20 protein-coding genes are annotated in these 18,671 nt (G+C 68.9%); 19 read left to right on the forward strand and 1 reads right to left on the reverse strand.

The window, feature by feature from the left end:
- Positions 1–28 precede the first annotated feature (28 nt).
- Complete coding sequence (locus E6C76_RS21165) at positions 29–1,435, forward strand: exonuclease domain-containing protein (RefSeq protein ID WP_136350255.1); 1,407 nt, start codon at positions 29–31, stop codon at positions 1,433–1,435.
- 30 nt (positions 1,436–1,465) lie between these two features.
- On the opposite strand, the gene E6C76_RS21170 is transcribed toward E6C76_RS21165, so the two are convergent.
- On the reverse strand, positions 1,466–2,158 hold the full coding sequence (locus tag E6C76_RS21170; RefSeq protein ID WP_136350256.1) for a Crp/Fnr family transcriptional regulator: 693 nt from the start codon (positions 2,156–2,158) through the stop codon (positions 1,466–1,468).
- A gap of 250 nt (positions 2,159–2,408) precedes the next feature.
- Here E6C76_RS21170 and E6C76_RS21175 point away from each other — a divergent pair, with 250 nt between their 5' ends.
- The 18 genes from E6C76_RS21175 to ccmI all read left to right on the forward strand — a co-directional run bounded on the left by E6C76_RS21175 (position 2,409) and on the right by ccmI (position 18,616).
- A complete protein-coding gene (locus E6C76_RS21175; protein WP_331000042.1) occupies positions 2,409–4,331 on the forward strand; it encodes an ATP-binding protein in 1,923 nt (640 codons plus the stop codon).
- The gene (narL, locus tag E6C76_RS21180; protein WP_136350258.1) at positions 4,328–4,978 is read left to right on the forward strand and encodes a two-component system response regulator NarL; all 651 of its coding nucleotides are present in this window, start codon (positions 4,328–4,330) and stop codon (positions 4,976–4,978) included. Before E6C76_RS21175 ends, narL begins: the two co-directional genes overlap by 4 nt.
- A 160-nt stretch (positions 4,979–5,138) precedes the next feature.
- Positions 5,139–5,633: a ferredoxin-type protein NapF gene (gene napF, locus E6C76_RS21185; protein ID WP_136350259.1), complete on the forward strand. Its 495-nt coding sequence runs from the start codon at positions 5,139–5,141 to the stop codon at positions 5,631–5,633.
- The gene (locus E6C76_RS21190) at positions 5,630–5,884 is read left to right on the forward strand and encodes a chaperone NapD (RefSeq protein ID WP_136350260.1); all 255 of its coding nucleotides are present in this window, start codon (positions 5,630–5,632) and stop codon (positions 5,882–5,884) included. The genes napF and E6C76_RS21190 overlap by 4 nt, the downstream gene beginning before the upstream one ends.
- A gap of 5 nt (positions 5,885–5,889) precedes the next feature.
- Positions 5,890–8,436 (forward strand): nitrate reductase catalytic subunit NapA, encoded by a 2,547-nt coding sequence (napA, locus tag E6C76_RS21195; RefSeq protein ID WP_211090308.1) that lies wholly within the window; start codon positions 5,890–5,892, stop codon positions 8,434–8,436.
- 60 nt (positions 8,437–8,496) lie between these two features.
- A complete protein-coding gene (gene napG, locus E6C76_RS21200; protein WP_136350262.1) occupies positions 8,497–9,363 on the forward strand; it encodes a ferredoxin-type protein NapG in 867 nt (288 codons plus the stop codon).
- A 148-nt stretch (positions 9,364–9,511) separates the two neighbouring features.
- Positions 9,512–10,414: a quinol dehydrogenase ferredoxin subunit NapH gene (napH, locus tag E6C76_RS21205; RefSeq protein WP_136350263.1), complete on the forward strand. Its 903-nt coding sequence runs from the start codon at positions 9,512–9,514 to the stop codon at positions 10,412–10,414.
- Positions 10,411–10,857, forward strand: coding sequence for a nitrate reductase cytochrome c-type subunit (locus tag E6C76_RS21210; RefSeq protein WP_136350264.1), 447 nt, complete (start codon positions 10,411–10,413; stop codon positions 10,855–10,857). The genes napH and E6C76_RS21210 overlap by 4 nt, the downstream gene beginning before the upstream one ends.
- Before the next feature lie 21 nt (positions 10,858–10,878).
- Positions 10,879–11,499 (forward strand): NapC/NirT family cytochrome c, encoded by a 621-nt coding sequence (locus E6C76_RS21215; protein ID WP_136350265.1) that lies wholly within the window; start codon positions 10,879–10,881, stop codon positions 11,497–11,499.
- 143 nt (positions 11,500–11,642) lie between these two features.
- On the forward strand, positions 11,643–12,269 hold the full coding sequence (ccmA, locus tag E6C76_RS21220; protein WP_136350266.1) for a cytochrome c biogenesis heme-transporting ATPase CcmA: 627 nt from the start codon (positions 11,643–11,645) through the stop codon (positions 12,267–12,269).
- The gene (ccmB, locus tag E6C76_RS21225; protein WP_136350267.1) at positions 12,263–12,931 is read left to right on the forward strand and encodes a heme exporter protein CcmB; all 669 of its coding nucleotides are present in this window, start codon (positions 12,263–12,265) and stop codon (positions 12,929–12,931) included. The genes ccmA and ccmB overlap by 7 nt, the downstream gene beginning before the upstream one ends.
- Positions 12,932–12,942: 11 nt before the next feature.
- The gene (gene ccmC, locus E6C76_RS21230; RefSeq protein ID WP_136350268.1) at positions 12,943–13,722 is read left to right on the forward strand and encodes a heme ABC transporter permease CcmC; all 780 of its coding nucleotides are present in this window, start codon (positions 12,943–12,945) and stop codon (positions 13,720–13,722) included.
- Positions 13,722–13,934 (forward strand): heme exporter protein CcmD, encoded by a 213-nt coding sequence (gene ccmD / locus E6C76_RS21235; RefSeq protein WP_168734405.1) that lies wholly within the window; start codon positions 13,722–13,724, stop codon positions 13,932–13,934. The genes ccmC and ccmD overlap by 1 nt, the downstream gene beginning before the upstream one ends.
- Complete coding sequence (ccmE, locus tag E6C76_RS21240) at positions 13,931–14,377, forward strand: cytochrome c maturation protein CcmE (protein ID WP_136350269.1); 447 nt, start codon at positions 13,931–13,933, stop codon at positions 14,375–14,377. Before ccmD ends, ccmE begins: the two co-directional genes overlap by 4 nt.
- The gene (locus tag E6C76_RS21245; RefSeq protein ID WP_136350270.1) at positions 14,374–16,347 is read left to right on the forward strand and encodes a heme lyase CcmF/NrfE family subunit; all 1,974 of its coding nucleotides are present in this window, start codon (positions 14,374–14,376) and stop codon (positions 16,345–16,347) included. Before ccmE ends, E6C76_RS21245 begins: the two co-directional genes overlap by 4 nt.
- A gap of 10 nt (positions 16,348–16,357) precedes the next feature.
- On the forward strand, positions 16,358–16,891 hold the full coding sequence (locus tag E6C76_RS21250) for a DsbE family thiol:disulfide interchange protein (protein WP_136350271.1): 534 nt from the start codon (positions 16,358–16,360) through the stop codon (positions 16,889–16,891).
- Positions 16,881–17,387 (forward strand): cytochrome c-type biogenesis protein, encoded by a 507-nt coding sequence (locus E6C76_RS21255; RefSeq protein WP_136350272.1) that lies wholly within the window; start codon positions 16,881–16,883, stop codon positions 17,385–17,387. The genes E6C76_RS21250 and E6C76_RS21255 overlap by 11 nt, the downstream gene beginning before the upstream one ends.
- Positions 17,384–18,616, forward strand: a complete 1,233-nt coding sequence (gene ccmI, locus E6C76_RS21260; RefSeq protein WP_136350273.1) for a c-type cytochrome biogenesis protein CcmI — start codon at positions 17,384–17,386, stop codon at positions 18,614–18,616. The genes E6C76_RS21255 and ccmI overlap by 4 nt, the downstream gene beginning before the upstream one ends.
- Positions 18,617–18,671: the final 55 nt, after the last annotated feature.

The following is an 18,671-nucleotide window of genomic DNA, read 5'->3' on the forward strand; positions in this document are numbered from 1 at the left end:
CCCCTCGCGGGCGCCCGTGAGAGCCCGCATGTCGCTGCCCGAGCGCCTCGCCATCCTCGACGTCGAGACCACCGGCGCCAATCCGGCGCGCGACCGCGTCACCGAGATCGCCATCCTGCGCGTCGAGCGCGGCGAAGTGGTGGCGCGCTGGGCTGCCCTGGTCAATCCGGGCATGCACATCCCGCGCATGATCCAGGATCTGATCGGCATCACCGACGACATGGTGGCCGATGCGCCGTCCTTCGCCGAACTGGCCGACCAGGTGCGCACGCTGCTCGATGGCTGCGTGTTCGTCGCCCACAACGCGCGTTTCGACTATGGCTTCCTGCGCAATGAATTCGCCCGCCTCGGGCAGTCCTTCGAGGCACCGGTGCTGTGTACCGTGAAGCTGTCGCGCGCGCTCTACCCGGAACACCACCGCCACGGCCTGGACGCGCTGATCGTCCGCCACGGCCTGCAATGCGACGCCCGCCACCGCGCGCTGGGCGACAGTGAGGCCTTGTGGCGCTTCATTGGCCTGGTGGTCGATGCCTTCCCCGCCGAAACCCTGGGCAAGGCCGCTGCCAAGGCGATGAAGGCGCCGCCGCGGCCGTCCGGCCTGCCCGACGGCGCGCTGGAGGGCATGCCCACCTCGCCGGGGGTGTACCTGCTGTACGGCGAGGAGGATCGCCTGCTCTACGTCGGCCGCGCGGCCTCGCTGCGCGCGCGGGTCATGGACCATCTGGGCGGCGCCGAGCGTGGCGGCAAGGATGCTGCGCTGGCCCGCGATGCACGCCGTATCGAATGGCGCGAGACCGCCGGAGAACTCAGCGCGACCCTGCTCGAACACGAACTCATCGGCCGTCTGCGCCCCTTGCACAACCGCCAGTCCGAAGGCGGGGAGGCCTTCGCGCTACGCCTGCTGGCCGGGCGGAAGCGGCCGCCGGTGGTGCAGCGCGTGCGTCTGGCGGGCACGGACCCGACCACCTGGGAAGATTTGTACGGGGTGTTCCGCCAGCGCCGCGAGGCCGACCGCCTGCTGCGCGAGTTCGCCCAGCTGTATGGGCTGTGCCTGCGCCGGCTTGGCCTGGAAAGCGGCGGCGGGGCATGCCAGGCGGTGCACGTCGGACGCTGCGCCGGGGTATGCACCGGGCGGGAGACACCCGAGGCGCACGATGAACGGCTGGCACGCGCGCTGGAGGTGCTCAAGCCGCGCGTCTGGCCGTGGCCGGGCGCGGTGGTGGTCCGCGAGCATTGCGAGGAGTCCGGGCGCGCGGCCAGCCATCTGATCGACCGCTGGTGTCTGCTGGGCAGCGCGCAGACGTCGGAGCAACTGGAAAGCCTGTTGGAAAGCCCGCCCGCGCCGTCCTTCGACGCCGATCTGCAGCGCATCCTGCAACGCTGGCTGGCCGATCCGGTGCGCGCCGCGGCGGTGGTGCCGGTGGCGGCGCGCTAGCCGCCTCTGGGGTGCGTCAGGCGGTTCGGTTCAGTTGGCCGCGCAGGCGCGCAGCATGCCCACGTCGGTGAGGGTGAGGCCGCGCCGGCCGCGTGGGCGGATCACGCCGTCGCGGGTCAGCCGGCTCAGGGCGCGCGACAGGGTTTCCGGCGTCAGATTGAGTTGCGCGGCAATGGTCTGCTTGTCGGTATCCAGATGGATGTCGCAGCGTTCCGCCTCGTGCGGCGCGAGTTGTGCCAGATAGTGCGCCACGCGCTGGGTGCTGGTGCGTTGCATGCAGACCTGCAGATTCTCCAGCAGGGCGTACATGCGCGCTGACAAGGTGGCCAGCAGGGCCGCGTCGAACTGGGCGCAGGAGGCCATCGCGGCGCGCAGCGGCGCCAGGCCGATGAGCACCACGGTGCTGTCACGCGTGGCCTGGCAGGTGGCCGGCTGGGCGCGGCCGAGCAATGCGGCTTCTTCACCGAAGGTTTCGCCGGCGCCGACCAGCTGGATGACCTTCTCGATGCCGCCGGCAGACAGCAGGAAACGCTTCACTTCGCCGTCCAGTACCAGATACAGGCCGTCCGGCTGGCCGCCGAAATGGCTGAGAATCTCCTGGCGGCGTACCCTGAGCACGCGCGCGCCGGCCGCCAGGCGTTCCAGTTCGGTGCGCGGCAGCGCATCGAACGGCGACAACCGGGCAAGGGTTTCGACGAGGGATGTACAGGGCTCCGTGCTCATGATCCGCTTTCCTCCACGGCCTTGGCTGGCCGATGCAGAACCGAGTCTAGACATCGCGCGTGACGCGCCATAGCACCCCAAAGCCCGAGTGTTTTTCTCGGGATACCTCCAAGGAGGTATCGCACGGAATGGCTAACACATTGATTATCATGGAAGCCCATGCCCGCCCCGGTTGCCGGGGATTGCCTTGTGGATGCTTGGGGATACCCCCATGTTTCCGTCCGCGGCGGGGTCAATACGGAGAACGATGATGTACGCAGTGCGCGATGCGCTCGCCAAGCGCTCCATCCTGCTGCTGGTGGGCCTGGCGATGCTGGCGCTCACGCTGATCGGCGTGGCCGGCATGAGTGCCTCGGTGATGGTGGCCGAAACGGTGCAGGGCAGTGGCAGCGCGATCAACGTGGCCGGCAGCCTGCGCCGGCTGACCCACCGCATCGCCAGCCTGGTGGTCGCCGACGCGTTGCGCGGCGAGGAGGCGCGTCCGCGCGTGGCCGCGGCGATCGCCCATTTCGAAGGCAATCTGGCGCATCCGGCGCTGATGCGGGTGATGCAGCGCGTGCCCGAAGGCGTGTTCGCCGCCACCTACCGGGGCGTGGAGGCGAGCTGGCGGCTGCGTCTGAAACCGGTGTTCACCGAAGCCTTCGATGGCGGTCCGGCGGCGCGCTCGGCCGATTATCACGAGCGCATGCTGGTGGAGGTGGATGCCTTCGTCGACCAGCTCAATACCCTGGTGGCGGTGCTGGAGCACGACACCGAGGCCAGCATCCGCCAGTTGCGCCACATCCTCGCGGCCGCCATCGCGCTCACCATGCTGGTCGGCGGCGCGGCGCTGTTCATGCTGCACCGCGCGCTGCATCGCCCGCTCGCCGATCTGCTGGCCACTGCCAGCCGCTTTGCCCGCGGGGACTTCAGCGCGCGCGTGGGGCATACCGGGCGCAATGAACTGGGGCGCGCCGGGGCGGCCTTCAACCAGATGGCCGACGAACTCTCCAAGCTGTACCGCGACCTCGAACGCCGCGTGCAGGAGAAGACCGCCGAACTGCAGCGCACCAACCGTTCGCTGGAACTGCTCTACCACGCCATCTCGCGGCTCTACCACGCGCCGGCCGCGCCAGAGACCTATGACGCCACGCTGCAGGACATCGAGCAATTGCTCGAACTGGACGGCAGTTTCGCCTGCCTGCAGCCCAAGCACGACGGCCCGGCGGTGGTGCTGGCCAGCAGCATGGGGCCCTGTCCGGAACGCCAGGGGGGCGGCGAGGGCGGTGGCTGCGGCATGTGCCGGGGCACGGCGGCGCCGTGGACCTATCAGAGCGAGGGGAACTTCGATCTGCTGATGGTGCCGCTGCGCGACGCCGAGCGTCAGTACGGCATGCTGCGCCTGGCGCTGCCGGCCGGCCGGCGGCTGGAGGACTGGCAGCGCAATCTGCTCGAAGCGCTCTCGCGCCATATCGGCATGGCGCTTGGCATGGCCCGGCGCACCGAGCAGGAGCGCCTGCTGGCGCTGCAGGAAGAGCGCTCGATCATCGCGCGCGAACTGCACGACTCGCTCGCCCAGTCGCTGTCGTACATGAAGATCCAGGTCAGCCTGCTGCAGCGCGAACTCGCCGACCCGGCGCGTGCCGTGCGGGCCGGAATCATCCTGGCCGATCTGCGTGAGGGCATCAATTCTGCCTACCGCCAGCTGCGCGAACTGCTCACCTCGTTCCGCCTGAAGATGGAAGGCGACTTCATGACCCAGCTGCGCCGCACCGTGCAAGAATACGCCGAGCGCGGCGATGTGCCGATCGGCCTGGATGCGCGCCTGTACGGTTGCCATCTCACCCCGAACCAGGAGATCCACGTCCTGCACATCGTGCGCGAAGCCCTGTCGAACATGCTGCGCCACGCCGAGGCCGGCCGTGCCAGCGTGCGCATCGTCTGCGTGGAAGGGCGCGAGCTGGAAGTGGATATCGAGGATGATGGCATCGGCGTGGGCGACAGGCTTGCCGACGGCCGCCATCATCACGGGCTGACCATCATGCGCGAACGCGCGCGCGGCCTGCACGGTGAGATCCACATCGGCCCGCGCGAAGGCGGCGGCACCCGCGTGTCGCTGCGTTTTCCGGCGGGTGCGAGCGATCCGCTGGCGTCCATGCAGGCCGATTCCGGAGAAAGCACGAGTACCGCATGAATGTGATCACCCAACGCGTCGTCATCGTCGATGACCACCCCCTGTTCCGCAAGGGTCTCGCCCAGCTGCTGCAGACCATTCCGGAATTCACCCTGGTCGGCGAGGCGGCCAGCGGCACCGAGGGGCTGGTGCTGGCCTGCGAACTGCGTCCCGACCTGCTGCTGCTCGATCTGAACATGAAGGATCTCACCGGCATCGACGTGCTGCGCGGCGTGCGCGAGGCCCAGCTCGATACCCGGGTGGTGCTGATCACCGTCTCCGACCACGGCGAGGATCTGGTCGCCGCGCTGCGCGGCGGCGCCGATGGTTACCTGCTGAAGGACATGGAGCCCGAGGAAATGCTCGAGTCGCTGCGCAACGTGGCGGCCGGGCGGGTGATGGTCACCGACAAGCTCACCCACCTGCTGGCCGCCGCGCTGCGTTCCGAGCGCCGTCCGGAGACCGTCGGCGAGGCCGGCCTGACCGAGCAGGAACTGCGCATCCTGGAGCGCATCGCCGGCGGCCTGTCGAACAAGCTGATCGGCCGCGAACTGGACATCGCCGAGGGCACGGTGAAAGTCCATGTGAAGCACATCCTGCGCAAGCTCAGCCTGCGCTCGCGGGTCGAGGCCGCGGTGTGGGCGGTGGAGCACATGCGCGGCAATTGAGCCTGGAGCCTGTCCAAGATCTTCTCATGGGGTCCATGGGAAGCGTAGGGTCGGAGCCTTCTCCGAAGAGTTGAGAGCAATTCTCAGCTTGACAGCTGTCAATGACCTTATCGCTGGTAGGGATTGAAATGGCCTCCGTAAGCAAGACGGAGAGCCAATCTTGGACGCCGTATCCCTGACCCGCCGAGGTTTCCTGCGCGGCCGCCCGAACCGGGTGGAGCCCGCGCAGCGCCCGCCCTGGGCGCTGGACGAGGTGGCGTTCCTGGCGCGCTGCATGCGTTGCGATGCCTGCCTGGACGCCTGTCCGGGTTCGATCCTGACGCGTGGCGACGGCGGTTTTCCGAAAGTGGATTTCGAGCGCGGCGAGTGCGTGTTCTGCGGCGACTGTGTCACGCAGTGCAAGAGCGGCGCGCTGTTTCGCCAGGAAGACGCGGCGCCGTGGGCGCTGCTTGCCACGGTCGGTGGCGCCTGCCTGGCCATGCATGGAGTGGAGTGCCGGGTGTGCGGAGAGATCTGCGAGCGTTCGGCGATCCGTTTCCGTCCGCGAATCGGCGGGGTGGCCCTGCCCGAACTGGATGCCGTGTCGTGCACCGGCTGCGGCGCCTGCGTGGCGCCCTGTCCGGCGCACGCCCTGACCATGGAGAAGATGGGATGAACATCGCAAGTCTGGTGGTCCGCGCCAAGCCCGAGAACTTCGCGCGGCTGGAAACGCAGTACCGGGACATTCCCGGCGTCGAGGTGCACGCGCGCTGCGAGCGCGGCGGCCACATGGTGGTCACCGTGGAGGACGGCGAAGGCTACGCGACGTCGGATTCGATTCTGGCGGTGAGCACGGCCGAGCACGTCCTCAGCGTGACGCTCGCCTACGAGTACACCGACGAAGGTCTTGAATTACAGGAGGCATGACGAACATGGATCGACGCGCATTCATCAAGTCCAACGCGGTTGCGGCCGCGGCGGCAACGGCGGGCATCGGCGGGATTCCGGTGGTGGCCCAGGCACAGCAGGCCAACGGCGCCCCGAACACCCGGGTGCGCTGGGACAAGGGCGTGTGCCGCTTCTGTGGCGTGGGCTGCGCGGTGCTGGTGGGCGTGCAGAACGGCCGCGTGGTGGCCACCCAGGGCGACCCGGATTCACCGGTCAACCGCGGACTGAACTGCATCAAGGGCTATTTCCTGTCCAAGATCATGTACGGCAACGACCGGCTTACCCAGCCGCTGCTGCGCATGAAGAACGGCAAGTACGACAAGAACGGCGAGTTCACCCCGGTGAGCTGGAAGCAGGCCTTCGACGTCATGGAAGAGAAGTGGAAGGCTGCGCTGAAGGCCGAAGGCCCGCGCGCCATCGGCATGTTCGGCTCCGGCCAGTGGACCATCTGGGAAGGCTACGCCGCCGCCAAGCTGTACAAGGCCGGCTTCCGCAGCAACAACATCGACCCCAACGCGCGCCACTGCATGGCCTCGGCCGTGGTGGGCTTCATGCGCACCTTCGGCATCGACGAGCCGATGGGCTGTTACGACGACATCGAGAATGCCGACGCCTTCGTGCTGTGGGGCAGCAACATGGCGGAGATGCACCCCATCCTGTGGAGCCGCATCACCGACCGCCGCCTGACCCACGACGGCTGCGAGGTGCACGTGCTGTCGACCTTCGAGCACCGCTCGTATGAGCTGGCCGACAACCCGATGATTTTCGTGCCCAACACGGACCTGGCGATCCTCAACTACATCTGCCACCACATCATCAGCACCGGCAAGGTCCACAAGGACTTCGTCGCCAAGAACGTCAACTTCAAGCTGGGCGAGACCGACATCGGCTTCGGCCTGCGTCCCAACCACGCGCTGGAAGCCAATGCCACCAACAACGGCTACCCCGGCGCCGACGGCAAGCCCAAGGGCAATCCCGGCGCGGCCAAGGACATCAGCTTCGAGGAATTCGCCAAGTTCGTCTCCGAATACACCCTGGAGAAGGTCGCCAAGCTCTCCGGCGTGCCGGCGGATCGTCTGAAGCGCATGGCCGAGCTGTACGCCGACCCGAACAAGAAGGTCACCTCCTTCTGGACCATGGGCTTCAACCAGCACACCCGTGGCACCTGGGTGAACAACATGATCTACAACGTCCACCTGCTGGTGGGCAAGATCAGCGAGCCGGGCAACAGCCCGTTCTCGCTCACCGGCCAGCCCTCGGCCTGCGGCACCGCGCGCGAGGTGGGCACCTTCGCCCACCGTCTGCCGGCGGACATGGTGGTCACCAACCCCATGCACCGCGCCATCAGCGAAAAGATCTGGAAACTGCCGGACGGCACCATCCCCGACTGGGTGGGCCTGCACGCCGTGGCGCAGAGCCGCGCGTTGAAGGACGGCAAGCTCAAGTGCTACTGGACCACGACCACCAACAACATGCAGGCCGGGCCCAACATCAACGAGGAAATCTACCCGGGCTGGCGCAATCCGGATGCCTTCGTGGTGGTCTCCGACGTGTATCCGACGGTCTCCGCGCTGTCGGCCGACCTGATCCTGCCCTCTGCGATGTGGATGGAGAAGGAAGGCGCCTTCGGCAACGCCGAGCGGCGCACGCAGTTCTGGCGCCAGCAGGTCAGCCCGCCGGGCGAGGCCAAGAGCGACCTGTGGCAGTACGTCGAATTCTCCAAGCGCTTCAAGGTGGAAGAGGTGTGGCCGGCCGAGCTGCTCGCCAAGGCGCCGGAGCTCAAGGGCAAGACCCTGTTCGACGTGCTCTACAAGAACGGCCAGGTGGACAAGTTCCCGCTGGCCGAGCTGGAAAAGGCCAACGGGCATGCCTGGAAGGGCTATATGAACGATGAGTCCAAGGAGCTCGGTTTCTACCTGCACAAGGGCCTGTTCGAGGAGTACGCCGAATTCGGCCGCGGCCACGCCCACGACCTGGCGGACTTCGACGTCTATCACAAGGCGCGCGGCCTGCGCTGGCCGGTGGTGGAAGGCAAGGAAACCCTGTGGCGCTTCCGCGAGGGCTACGACCCGTACGTGAAGGCCGGCGAGGGCGTGAAGTTCTACGGCCACAAGGACGGCAAGGCGGTGATCTTCGCGCTGCCCTACCAGGACCCCCCGGAAATGCCGGACAAGGAGTACGACCTGTGGTTGTGCACCGGCCGCGTGCTGGAACACTGGCACACCGGCTCGATGACCCGCCGCGTGCCGGAACTGCACCGTTCGGTGCCCGAGGCGCAGGTCTTCATGCACCCGGACGACGCCACCAAGCGCGGCCTGCAGCGCGGCATGGCGGTGAAGGTGGCCTCGCGGCGCGGCGAGATCGTCGCCAAGCTGGAAACGCGCGGGCGCAACAAGCCGCCCAAGGGGCTGATCTTCGTGCCCTTCTTCGACGAAGGCCGGCTGGTGAACAAGCTCGTGCTCGACGCCACCTGCCCGCTGTCGAAGGAAACCGACTTCAAGAAGTGCGCGGTGAAGGTGCTGAAGGCCTGACCCGCAACCAGAGACGCCCGCGCGCGGCGGCCGTGAGGCCGCCCGCCGGGCCCGACGATCATGGAAAACACCACGCCCGCCGATGACCGCAACGCCCCCCGGCCCGCCCGCCGCCGCTTCCTTCGCGAAGCGGCCGGGGTGGCCGGCGGCGCGGGGCTGCTCGCCCTGGGCGTGGGGCTGTATGCCCGCCAGGCCTCGGCGCTGCCGGCCAGCGCGCTGCGTCCGCCGGGTGCGCTGCCGGAAGCCGACTTCCTCGCTGCCTGCGTGCGCTGCGGACTGTGCGTGCGCGACTGCCCGTACGGCACGCTCAAGCTCGCCGAACTGGGCGACGGCATCGCCACCGGCACGCCCTACTTCAACGCGCGCTCGGTGCCCTGCGAGATGTGCGAGGACATCCCCTGCGTGCCCGCCTGTCCCACCGGCGCGCTGGACCGCGCGCTGACCGACATCGAACAGGCGCGCATGGGCCTGGCCGTGCTCATCGACCAGGAAACCTGCCTCAACTTCCTCGGCCTGCGTTGCGACGTGTGCTACCGCGTGTGCCCGGTGATCGACAAGGCGATCACCCTGGAGATGAGCCACAATCCGCGTTCCGACCGGCACGCCATGTTCCTGCCCACGGTGCATTCGGACCACTGCACGGGCTGCGGCAAGTGCGAGCAGGCCTGTGTGCTGCCGGGCGAGGCGGCCATCAAGGTGCTGCCCATCCAGCTTGCCAAGGGCTCCACCGCCGAGCACTACCGCAAGGGCTGGGTGGAACGCGAGGCGCATGGCCGCTCGCTGATCGGCGAGCAGGTGGAACTGCCGGTGCGCGGCATGGAAGGCCAAGCCTACGGCGATACCCGCCTGCGTCCGGATGCCGCCCCGCAGGGCGCGGAAACCGCGCCCTACGCGCCCGGTGGCCTCGATTCGGGGTGGAAGCCATGAGCGCCCCCGCCCGGCCGCCCGAAGGGGGCGCTCATCCTCCCCTGGGGAGGGCGGAGCAGGGGTTTCGCGCAGCACTGCTGCGCGCCTGCGCAGCGGGCTGGCTGTGCAAAGCCGGCCCTGCGTCGCGTAGCGACAGGAGGGTAGTCGAATGAGCGCCCAGGCCAACATGTCGCCCTCCGCCCGCGCCGCCCGGCGCGCCGCCGCCCGTCCCGGTGCCGAGGCGGTGGAGGAAAAAGGCTGGCTGCGCGCGCACAAGTGGCTGCTCGCGCGCCGTCTGTCGCAGCTCGGCATCCTCGCGCTGTTCCTCGCCGGGCCGTGGTTCGGGTTGTGGATCGTGCAGGGCAACCTGTCCTCCAGCCTGACCCTGGACGTGCTGCCGCTCACCGACCCGTTCCTGCTTGCCCAGTCGCTGGCCGCCGGCCATCCGCCGTACCGCGAGGCGCTGCTCGGCGGCGGCATCGTGCTGGCCTTCTACCTGCTGGTCGGCGGGCGGGTGTTCTGCTCCTGGGTGTGCCCGGTGAACATGGTCACCGACGCTGCCGCCTGGCTGCGCCGCCGCCTCGGCCTGAAGGGCGGAAAGGTGCCCCACGCGCACACGCGCCACTGGCTGCTGGCCTTCGTGCTGGTGGCCGCGGCGCTCACCGGCAGCCTGGCGTGGGAGTGGGTGAATCCCGTGTCGATGTTCCACCGCGGGCTGATCTTCGGCTTCGGCCTGTCGTGGGGCGTCGTGCTCGGCATCTTCCTCTACGACCTGCTGATCGCCCCGCGCGGCTGGTGCGGCCACGTCTGCCCGATGGGCGCGGCCTACGGCCTGCTCGGCCGTACCGCGCTGGCGCGTGTGTCCGCCGGCGGACGGGCGCGTTGCGACGACTGCATGGACTGCTTCGCGGTGTGCCCAGAACCCCAGGTCATCCGTCCGGCGCTCAAGGCCGCCGGGCAGGACCATCCCCTCATCCTCGACCGGAACTGCACCACCTGCGGCCGTTGCGTCGACGTGTGCAGCAAGGACGTGTTTCGTATTACGACCCGATTTGACAGGAGCGAGTCATGAACCGTAAGACCCGTAATCTCGTGATGGCCCTGGTGGCCGCCGTCGGCCTGGGCGCCGCCACCGTCCCGCTGGCCCAGACCGTGTCGAGCGTGCGCGGCGCCGACGTCTCCGCCCCCGAGCTTGCGCCGGGCAACTTCCGCCAACTGCCGGACAGCCCGCCGATTCCGCGCGACTACGTGCAGCAGCCGCCGCTGGTGCCGCACAAGGTGGACGGCTACGAAGTCTCGCTGAACTTCAACAAATGCATGGACTGCCATGCCTGGTCGCGCTATCAGGAGGCCGGCGCCACCAAGGTCAGCCTGACCCACTTCAAGGATCGTGACGGCGGCGAACTGTCCAACGTCTCGCCGCGCCGCTATTTCTGCCTGCAATGCCATGTGCCGCAGACCGACGCCCGGCCGCTGGTGGAAAACACCTTCCGCCCGGCCGCCGGCCTGCGCTGAGCCAACGACACGGGGAATGCCATGACTGAGGAGAAGAAGAAAAGCCTGTGGCAGCGTCTGCGGGCACTGGGGCTCGGCACCATCGTGGTCGCCTTTGCGGCGGGCATCGTGTTCTGGGGCGGTTTCAACACCGTCATGGAATGGACCAATACCGAGAAGTTCTGCATTTCCTGCCATGAGATGGAGGTCAACGTCTATCAGGAATACCGCAACACCATCCACTACCAGAACCGTACCGGCGTGCGCGCGATCTGCTCGGACTGCCACGTGCCCAAGGAGTGGGTGCCGAAGATGATCCGCAAGATCCAGGCCTCGCGCGAGGTATACGGCAAGATCATGGGCACCATCAATACGCCGGAGAAGTTCCAGGCCGAGCGTTTGCGCCTGGCGCAGAACGAATGGCGGCGGATGAAGAAGAACGACTCGAAGGAATGCCGCAACTGCCACAGCTTCGAGTACTTCGACTACTCGGTGCAGGGCCGGCGCTCCAACCAGGCCCACCAGTCCGGGCTGGCCCAGGGGCAGACCTGCATCGACTGCCACAAGGGCATTGCCCACTCGCTGCCGCCGGTCGAGCAGGAAATCGGTCTGGAGCGCCCGTCGGTCGCGCCCGACGTGTTCCATCCGCCGGCCATCCGCTGAACTGCCCGCAGCCGCCCGCCGTGCCGCAGCTCGTGCTGCGCGGCGGGCGCGTTCTCGGGGCGCGTGCGCGTGGCCGGGCGGCGCACCGCGGACACGTGGATTCGCCGTGCAAAACCCTTCGGGTTGTGATTGAATCCACCCCCATGCTCGCCGTCTCAGAACTCGCCTGCCTGAAAGGCGACCGCCTGTTGTTCCGTGGCCTCTCGTTTTCCCTCGAACCCGGTGAATTGTTGCGCGTGGCCGGCCCCAACGGAGTCGGCAAGACCAGCCTGCTGCGTCTGCTCGCCGGGCTGACCCAGCCGGAAGCCGGCGAAGTGCGCTGGCACGGCACCCCGCTGGCGCGCGCGCGCGAGGATTTCCACCGTGGTCTGCTCTATCTCGGCCACGCCGCCGCGCTCAACGACCTGCTGACGCCGCTGGAGAACCTGCGTTTCGCCTGCGCGGCGGCCGGCGACGAGGCCGAGGAGACCGCCTGTGTGCGGGCGCTGGAACGCATCGGCCTGGCCGCGCAGCTCGACCTGCCGGCGCGCGTGCTGTCCCAGGGGCAGCGCCGCCGCGTCGGGCTGGCGCGCCTGTTCCTGTCCGCGGCGCGTCCGTTGTGGATTCTCGACGAACCGTTCACCGCGCTCGACGTGAACGCGGTGGCCGATCTGGCCGCCACCCTGTCGGCGCATTGCGAGGCCGGCGGCGCGGTGATGCTCACCACCCACCAGGAAGCGCCATTCGCCCGCGCGCCGCGTGTGCTCGACCTGGGGGGGCGCGCATGCTGACCGTCTTTCTCGCCGTGCTGCGCCGCGATCTGCTGCTGTCCTGGCGCGGGCGTGCCGACCTGCTGGTCACGCTGGCCTTCTTCGTCATCGTGGTGTGCCTGTTCCCTTTCGGCGTGGGCGCGGAAACCAACCAGCTGCGCGCCATCGCCCCCGGCGTGCTGTGGGTGGCCGCGCTGCTTGCCAGCCTGCTCTCGCTGCACCGGCTGTTCGCCCAGGATCACGCCGACGGAACTCTGGAGCAGCTTCTTCTGTCTAGCGAGCCGGCGGTGTCGTGGGTGGCCGGCAAGGTCGTGGCCTACTGGCTGACCACCGGCCTGCCGCTGGTGGTCGCCGCGCCGGGTCTCGCACTGTTGTTTGACGTGGAGCAAGGCGCTTTACCGGTACTCACCTTTAGTCTGGCGCTCGGCACGCCCATCCTCGCCCTGCTCGGCGCAGTGGGCGCGGCGCTGACCCTCGGGGTGCGTGGCGGCGGTATGTTGCTGGCCCTGCTGATCCTGCCGCTCTACGTGCCGGTGCTGATCTTCGGCGCGGGCGCGGTGGAGGCCTGGCTGGGCGGTACCGGCGCCACGGCCCACCTCCTGTTGCTGGGTGGCGGACTGGCCGGCGCTCTGGCGCTGGCACCGTGGGCCTGCGCCGCGGCCTTGAGAATCGCGATGGAATGACGAACGAGCGCATGACGAATCCTGACAACCCCCCGGGGCGCAGTCCCACAAGCTGGTTGCGTTTCGCCGCCCCCCAGCAGTTCTATCCGCTCGCCGGCCGCCTGGCCCCGTGGTTCGCCTGTACGGCGGCCGTGCTGACCGTGGTGGGCCTGTACATCGGCTTCTTCGTGGCACCCACCGACTTCCAGCAGGGCGAGGTATACCGGGTGATCTTCATCCACGTGCCGGCGGCCTGGATGTCGATGTTCATCTACCTGGTGATGGCCTTCTGGGCCGCCGTCGGGCTGGTGATGAACACCCGCCTGTCGTTCATCATGAGTCAGGCGCTGGCACCCACCGGGGCGATGTTCTGTTTCGTCGCGCTATGGACCGGCGCCCTGTGGGGCAAGCCCACCTGGGGCACCTACTGGGTGTGGGACGCGCGCCTGACCTCGCAACTGCTGCTGCTCTTCCTCTACTTCGGCTTCATCGCGCTCACCCGCGCCATCGAGGACCCGCGCCGCGCCGACCGCGCAGGCGCGATCATCGCGCTGGTGGGGGCGGTCAACGTGCCGATCATCTACTTCTCCGTGCAGTGGTGGAACACCCTGCACCAGGGCGCTTCGGTGAGCCTGACCAAGGCGCCGTCGATGGCCTCCACCATGCTCGCCGGCATGCTGCTGATGTCCATCGCCGCGTGGATGTATTCCATCGCCGTGGCGCTGTGGCGGGTGCGTGCGCTGATTCTGGAGCGCGAGCGCCACACCGAGTGGGTGGGCGAGGTGCTGGAAGCCGAAGGGAGGGCGCGCTGATGCAGTGGGAATCGTGGAGCGCGTTCTGGCAGATGGGCGGCGCGGGCGTCTACGTGTGGGCCTGCTACGGCCTCACGCTGGCGCTGATCGTGGCGGAACTCGTGCTGGTGATCCGCCGTCGGAAGGACACCGTGACCCGCCTGCTGCGCTGGCGGCGGGCGGTTGGCAAGGATGTTGGCGGGCAGGGTGCCCGCGTGGAGTCGGTCGAATGAAAGCCCGTAACAAGCGCCTCGCCCTGGTGGCCGGCGGAATCGTCCTGCTGGGCGCGGCGGTGGCCCTGGTGCTGTCCGCCTTCCAGCAGAATCTGGTGTTCTTCCACACCCCCAGCGAAGTGTACGAAGGCAAGGCCCCCGCCGGACGCGCGTTCCGCATCGGCGGCATGGTCGAGGAAGGCTCGATCCGCCGCGAGGCCGACGGGCTGACGGTGAGCTTCGCCATCACCGATACCGCGCGCATCATCCCGGTGAGCTACCGGGGCACGCTGCCCGACCTCTTCCAGGAGGGCAAGGGTGCGGTGGTGCAGGGCACGCTGGGTGCGGATGGCCGCTTCACCGCCACCGAGGTGCTCGCCAAGCACGACGAGAACTACATGCCGGTCGAGGCCCAGTACGCCATCGACCAGGCCCACAAAGCCGGCATGACGGTGCAGCAATGATCGCCGAACTCGGACATTTCGCGCTGGTCCTGGCGCTGATCCTGGCCTGTGTGCAGGCCGTGGTGCCCCTGGTGGGCGCCTGGCGCAACCGCTACGCGCTGATGGCGGTGGGCCGCCCGGCGGCGCAGGCGCAGTTGTTCTTCCTGCTGTTCGCCTACGCCTGTCTGACCTGGGCCTTCATCACCAGCGACTTCTCGGTGCGCCTGGCCGCGGTCAACTCGCACACCGACACCCCGCTGATCTACAAGATCACCGGCGTGTGGGGCAACCACGAGGGCTCGCTGCTGCTGTGGGCCACCTCGCTGTCGCTGTGGACGGTGGCGGTGACCATCTTCAGCCGCAACCTGCCGGAGGCCTTCATGGCCCGCGTGCTGGGCGTGCTGGGGGCGATCAGCGCGGGCTTCGTGTCCTTCACCCTGTTCACCTCCAACCCCTTCCTGCGCCTGCTGCCGGGCGCCGAGCAGGGCCGCGACCTGAATCCGCTGCTGCAGGACCCGGGCATGATCATCCACCCGCCGCTGCTCTACATGGGCTACGTGGGGTTCTCGGTGGCCTTCGCCTTCGCCATCGCCGCCTTGCTCAGCGGCCGGCTGGACGCCGCCTGGGCGCGCTGGTCGCGGCCGTGGACCACGGTGGCCTGGGTGTTCCTCACCGCCGGCATCGCGGTGGGTTCCGGCTGGGCCTACTATGAACTGGGCTGGGGCGGCTGGTGGTTCTGGGACCCGGTGGAAAACGCTTCCTTCATGCCCTGGCTGGTGGGTACCGCGCTGATCCACTCGCTGGCGGTCACCGAGAAGCGCGGCGCGTTCCGCAACTGGACGGTGTTGCTGGCCATCAGCGCGTTCTCGCTGTCGCTGCTGGGCACCTTCCTGGTGCGCTCCGGGGTGATCACCTCGGTGCACGCCTTCGCCACCGATCCGGCGCGCGGCCTGTTCATCCTGGCCCTGCTGGTGCTGGTGATCGGCATCTCGCTGTCGCTGTTCGCCTGGCGCGCGCCGCGCCTGACCGGCGGCGGCAGCTTCGGCATGGTGTCGCGCGAATCCTCGCTGCTGGGCAACAACGTGCTGCTGCCGGTGGTCACCGCCGCGGTGCTGCTGGGCACCATGTATCCGCTGTTCATGGATGCGCTGAACCTGGGCAAGATTTCCGTCGGCCCGCCGTACTTCGAAGCGGTGTTCGTGCCGCTGATGGTGCCGGTGGTGGTGCTGATGGTGATCGGCCCGTTCGTGCGCTGGAAGGACGACGACGGCGCGCGCATCGCGCGCCGCCTGGCGCCCGGCGCGCTGGCCAGCGTGGTGCTGGGCGTGGGGCTGGCGGTGGTGATCGGCCATCCGACCTGGCGCACCATGCTCGGCCTGGTGCTGGCCGCCTGGGTGCTGATCGGCAGCGTGCAACTGCTCTACGCGCGCGTCGCCGAGCGCGCCGGCGCGGCCGCCATGGCCCGTCTGCGCGGCATTCCGGCGGCGTGGTGGGGGATGTGGCTGGCCCACCTGGGGGTCGGCCTGTTCATCATTGGCGTGACCATGGTGGGCAGCCTGGATGCCGAACTCGACGTGAAGATGCGCGAGGGCCAGACCGCTGAACTGGCAGGCTACACCTTCACCTTCCGTGGCGTGGTGGATGCGCCGGGGGCCAACTACGCCGCCGCGCGCGCCACCCTGGACGTGACCCGGGAGGGGCGCCGCATCGCCACGCTGACGCCGGAAAAGCGCGTCTATCTGGCGCAGCAGATGCCGATGACCGAGGCGTCCATCGACCTGGGCCTGTTCCGCGACGTGTATGTCTCGCTGGGCGACCAGCTCGAGGACGGCAGCTGGATCGTCAGCCTGTACTACCGCCCCTTCATCAGCTGGATCTGGCTGGGCTGCACGCTGATGGGCCTGGGCGGCATCCTCGCCGCCGCCGACCGCCGCTACCGCCGGCTGGCAGAACGCCGGGCCTCCTCGCCGGCCGTCGTGCAGACCGCTTGAGCCACATGAAATGAAAGCGAAATTCCTGGTTCCGCTGTTCCTCTTCCTGCTGCTGGTCGGCTTTCTCGCCTACGGCCTGCGGCTCAACCCGCGCGAAGTGCCGTCGGCGCTGATCGACAAGCCCGCGCCCGCCTTCCGCCTCGCGCAGCTGCATCAGCCGGACAGCCAGTTCGGCACCGACGACCTGCGCGGCCAGGTCTGGCTGCTCAACGTATGGGCGTCGTGGTGCGTGGGCTGCCATCAGGAGCACCCGTACCTGATGGAACTGGCGCGTTCCGCCCCGGTGCCGCTGATCGGCCTGAACTACAAGGACGAGCGCGCCGACGCGATCCAGTTCCTGAACAGCAAGGGCGACCCCTACCAGCACATCGGCGTGGACGCGGATGGCAAGGTGGGCTTCGAATACGGGGTGTATGGCGCGCCGGAAACCTTCCTGATCGACCGCGAAGGGGTGATCCGCTACAAGCACATCGGCCCGCTCACGCGCGAGATCTACGAGCGCGAACTGAAACCACGGATCGAGGAGTTGTCCCGTGTGGGTTGATCTTTCCCTGTCGCGCTGGGCGCGCTGCGCCACGCTCGCCGGCGCCCTGCTGCTGGGCGGCGGTGCGCAGGCCGCCGGCCAGGCCTCGCTGGTGGCCGACGATCCGGAGCTGGAAGCGCGCGTGCTCGCGCTGTCGCACAAACTGCGCTGCCTGGTCTGCCAGAACGAATCGGTGGCCGAGTCGCGCGCGCCGCTGGCGGTGGACATGCGCAATCAGGTGCGCGAGCAACTGGCCGCCGGCAAGAGCGAGCGCGAGGTGGTGGATTTCCTGGTTGCGCGTTTCGGCGATTTCGTCGTGTTCACCCCGCCGTTCCGCGTTTCCACCGCGCTGCTCTGGTTCGGCCCCGGCCTGCTGCTGGTGCTCGGCGTGAGCGGGCTTGCGCTGCGCCTGCGCCGCCGCGCCCAGGAAACCCCCGCGCCGCTCGACGATGCCGAGCGCGCCCGTGCCCGCGCACTGCTGGCCGGTGATCCGCCCCCCGAGGAGTCCCGCAAGTGATCCCGTTTGCCCTGTTGGCCGGCCTGATGTTGGCCGGCGCCCTGCTGTGGGTGCTTTTCCCGCTGTTCAGCACCCGCCGGCAGGTCACCGCCGGCGAGGAACGCCAGCGCCAGACCGAGACCGCGCTGGCGGTGCTGCGCGAGCAGCTTGCCGAACTGGATGCCGAGCGTGCCGCCGGGCGGCTGGATGACGCGGCCTACGCGCGCAACCGCGAGGAGCTCGAACGCCGCGCGCTGGACGAGGGCCAGGGCGGCGAAGGCGAGGCGCACGGCGGCCCCGCGCGTGCCTGGGGTCTCGGGCTGCTGCTGGCGGTGCCGCTGCTGGCCGGCGTGGTGTATCTGGCGGTGGGCGAGCCGGACGCGCTGGACCCCGCCAAGCGGGCCGGCGAGGCGGGTTTCACCGCCGCCGAGATCGAACAGATGGTCGGCGGTCTGGCCGCGCGCCTGGAAAACGAGCCGGACAATGTCGAAGGCTGGACCATGCTGGCGCGTTCCTACCTCGTGCTGCAGGATTTCCCCAAGGCGCTGGGCGTCTATGCCCGCCTGGCGGAAATGCGCCCGCAGGATCCTTCGGTGTTCGCCGACTGGGCGGACGTGCTGGCCGCCACGCGCGAGGGCGACGTGACCGGCGAACCGGAAATGCTGCTGGCGCGCGCGCTGGAACTCGATCCCGACCACCTGAAGGCCAACGCGCTGGTCGGTACCGCCGCCTATCAGCACGGCGACTATGCCAAGGCTTCGGCACACTGGGAGCGCGTGCTGGCGCAGGTGCCCGCCGAGGACAGCGAAACCGCGGCGACCATCCGCGCCAGCATCAACGAGGCGCGCGCCCGTGGCGGCCTGCCGGCGCTGAGCGAATCCGCCGTCGCGGCGCCGCCGGCGGCGTCTGCCGGCGGGCTGGCATTGCGCGGCCGTCTGGCGTTGGCCGAAGGGCTGCGCGAGCGGGTGGCGCCGGAAGACGTGGTGTTCGTCTTCGTGCGTCCTGCCGGCGGCGGCATGCCGCTGGCCGCCCTGCGCTTCACCGCCGGCGAACTGCCGCGGGAGTTCGATTTCGCCGGTGCACCGCTGATGACCGGCGATGCGCCGATTCCGGCGCAGCTGCACGTGGTGGCACGGGTGTCCAAGTCCGGCGACGTCGGCGCCCGTCCGGGCGATCTGGAAGGCCAGCGCAGCGGCGTGGCGGCGGATGCCGCCGGCGTCGAACTGCTCATCGACACCGTGCGCGAGTAAGACAGGCCGGCGACGGGGCGTTCAGCGGATTGGTCGTCGCCGCACCGCGCCCCGT

The sequence above is a fragment of the Pseudothauera nasutitermitis genome, from assembly GCF_004801295.1.
Lineage (GTDB): Bacteria > Pseudomonadota > Gammaproteobacteria > Burkholderiales > Rhodocyclaceae > Pseudothauera > Pseudothauera nasutitermitis.

What these genes read in the sequence shown, in the direction of transcription:
- ccmC (WP_136350268.1), top strand. Translation starts at nt 12,943, where the DNA reads ATGACGAATCCTGACAACCCCCCGGGGCGCAGTCCCACAAGCTGGTTG.
- E6C76_RS21175 (WP_331000042.1), top strand. Translation starts at nt 2,409, where the DNA reads ATGTACGCAGTGCGCGATGCGCTCGCCAAGCGCTCCATCCTGCTGCTG.
- E6C76_RS21170 (WP_136350256.1), bottom strand. Translation starts at nt 2,158, where the DNA reads ATGAGCACGGAGCCCTGTACATCCCTCGTCGAAACCCTTGCCCGGTTG.
- E6C76_RS21190 (WP_136350260.1), top strand. Translation starts at nt 5,630, where the DNA reads ATGAACATCGCAAGTCTGGTGGTCCGCGCCAAGCCCGAGAACTTCGCG.
- E6C76_RS21215 (WP_136350265.1), top strand. Translation starts at nt 10,879, where the DNA reads ATGACTGAGGAGAAGAAGAAAAGCCTGTGGCAGCGTCTGCGGGCACTG.
- napH (WP_136350263.1), top strand. Translation starts at nt 9,512, where the DNA reads ATGAGCGCCCAGGCCAACATGTCGCCCTCCGCCCGCGCCGCCCGGCGC.
- E6C76_RS21165 (WP_136350255.1), top strand. Translation starts at nt 29, where the DNA reads ATGTCGCTGCCCGAGCGCCTCGCCATCCTCGACGTCGAGACCACCGGC.
- ccmD (WP_168734405.1), top strand. Translation starts at nt 13,722, where the DNA reads ATGCAGTGGGAATCGTGGAGCGCGTTCTGGCAGATGGGCGGCGCGGGC.
- napG (WP_136350262.1), top strand. Translation starts at nt 8,497, where the DNA reads ATGGAAAACACCACGCCCGCCGATGACCGCAACGCCCCCCGGCCCGCC.
- ccmB (WP_136350267.1), top strand. Translation starts at nt 12,263, where the DNA reads ATGCTGACCGTCTTTCTCGCCGTGCTGCGCCGCGATCTGCTGCTGTCC.
- E6C76_RS21250 (WP_136350271.1), top strand. Translation starts at nt 16,358, where the DNA reads ATGAAAGCGAAATTCCTGGTTCCGCTGTTCCTCTTCCTGCTGCTGGTC.
- E6C76_RS21245 (WP_136350270.1), top strand. Translation starts at nt 14,374, where the DNA reads ATGATCGCCGAACTCGGACATTTCGCGCTGGTCCTGGCGCTGATCCTG.
- ccmA (WP_136350266.1), top strand. Translation starts at nt 11,643, where the DNA reads ATGCTCGCCGTCTCAGAACTCGCCTGCCTGAAAGGCGACCGCCTGTTG.
- E6C76_RS21210 (WP_136350264.1), top strand. Translation starts at nt 10,411, where the DNA reads ATGAACCGTAAGACCCGTAATCTCGTGATGGCCCTGGTGGCCGCCGTC.
- ccmE (WP_136350269.1), top strand. Translation starts at nt 13,931, where the DNA reads ATGAAAGCCCGTAACAAGCGCCTCGCCCTGGTGGCCGGCGGAATCGTC.
- napA (WP_211090308.1), top strand. Translation starts at nt 5,890, where the DNA reads ATGGATCGACGCGCATTCATCAAGTCCAACGCGGTTGCGGCCGCGGCG.
- narL (WP_136350258.1), top strand. Translation starts at nt 4,328, where the DNA reads ATGAATGTGATCACCCAACGCGTCGTCATCGTCGATGACCACCCCCTG.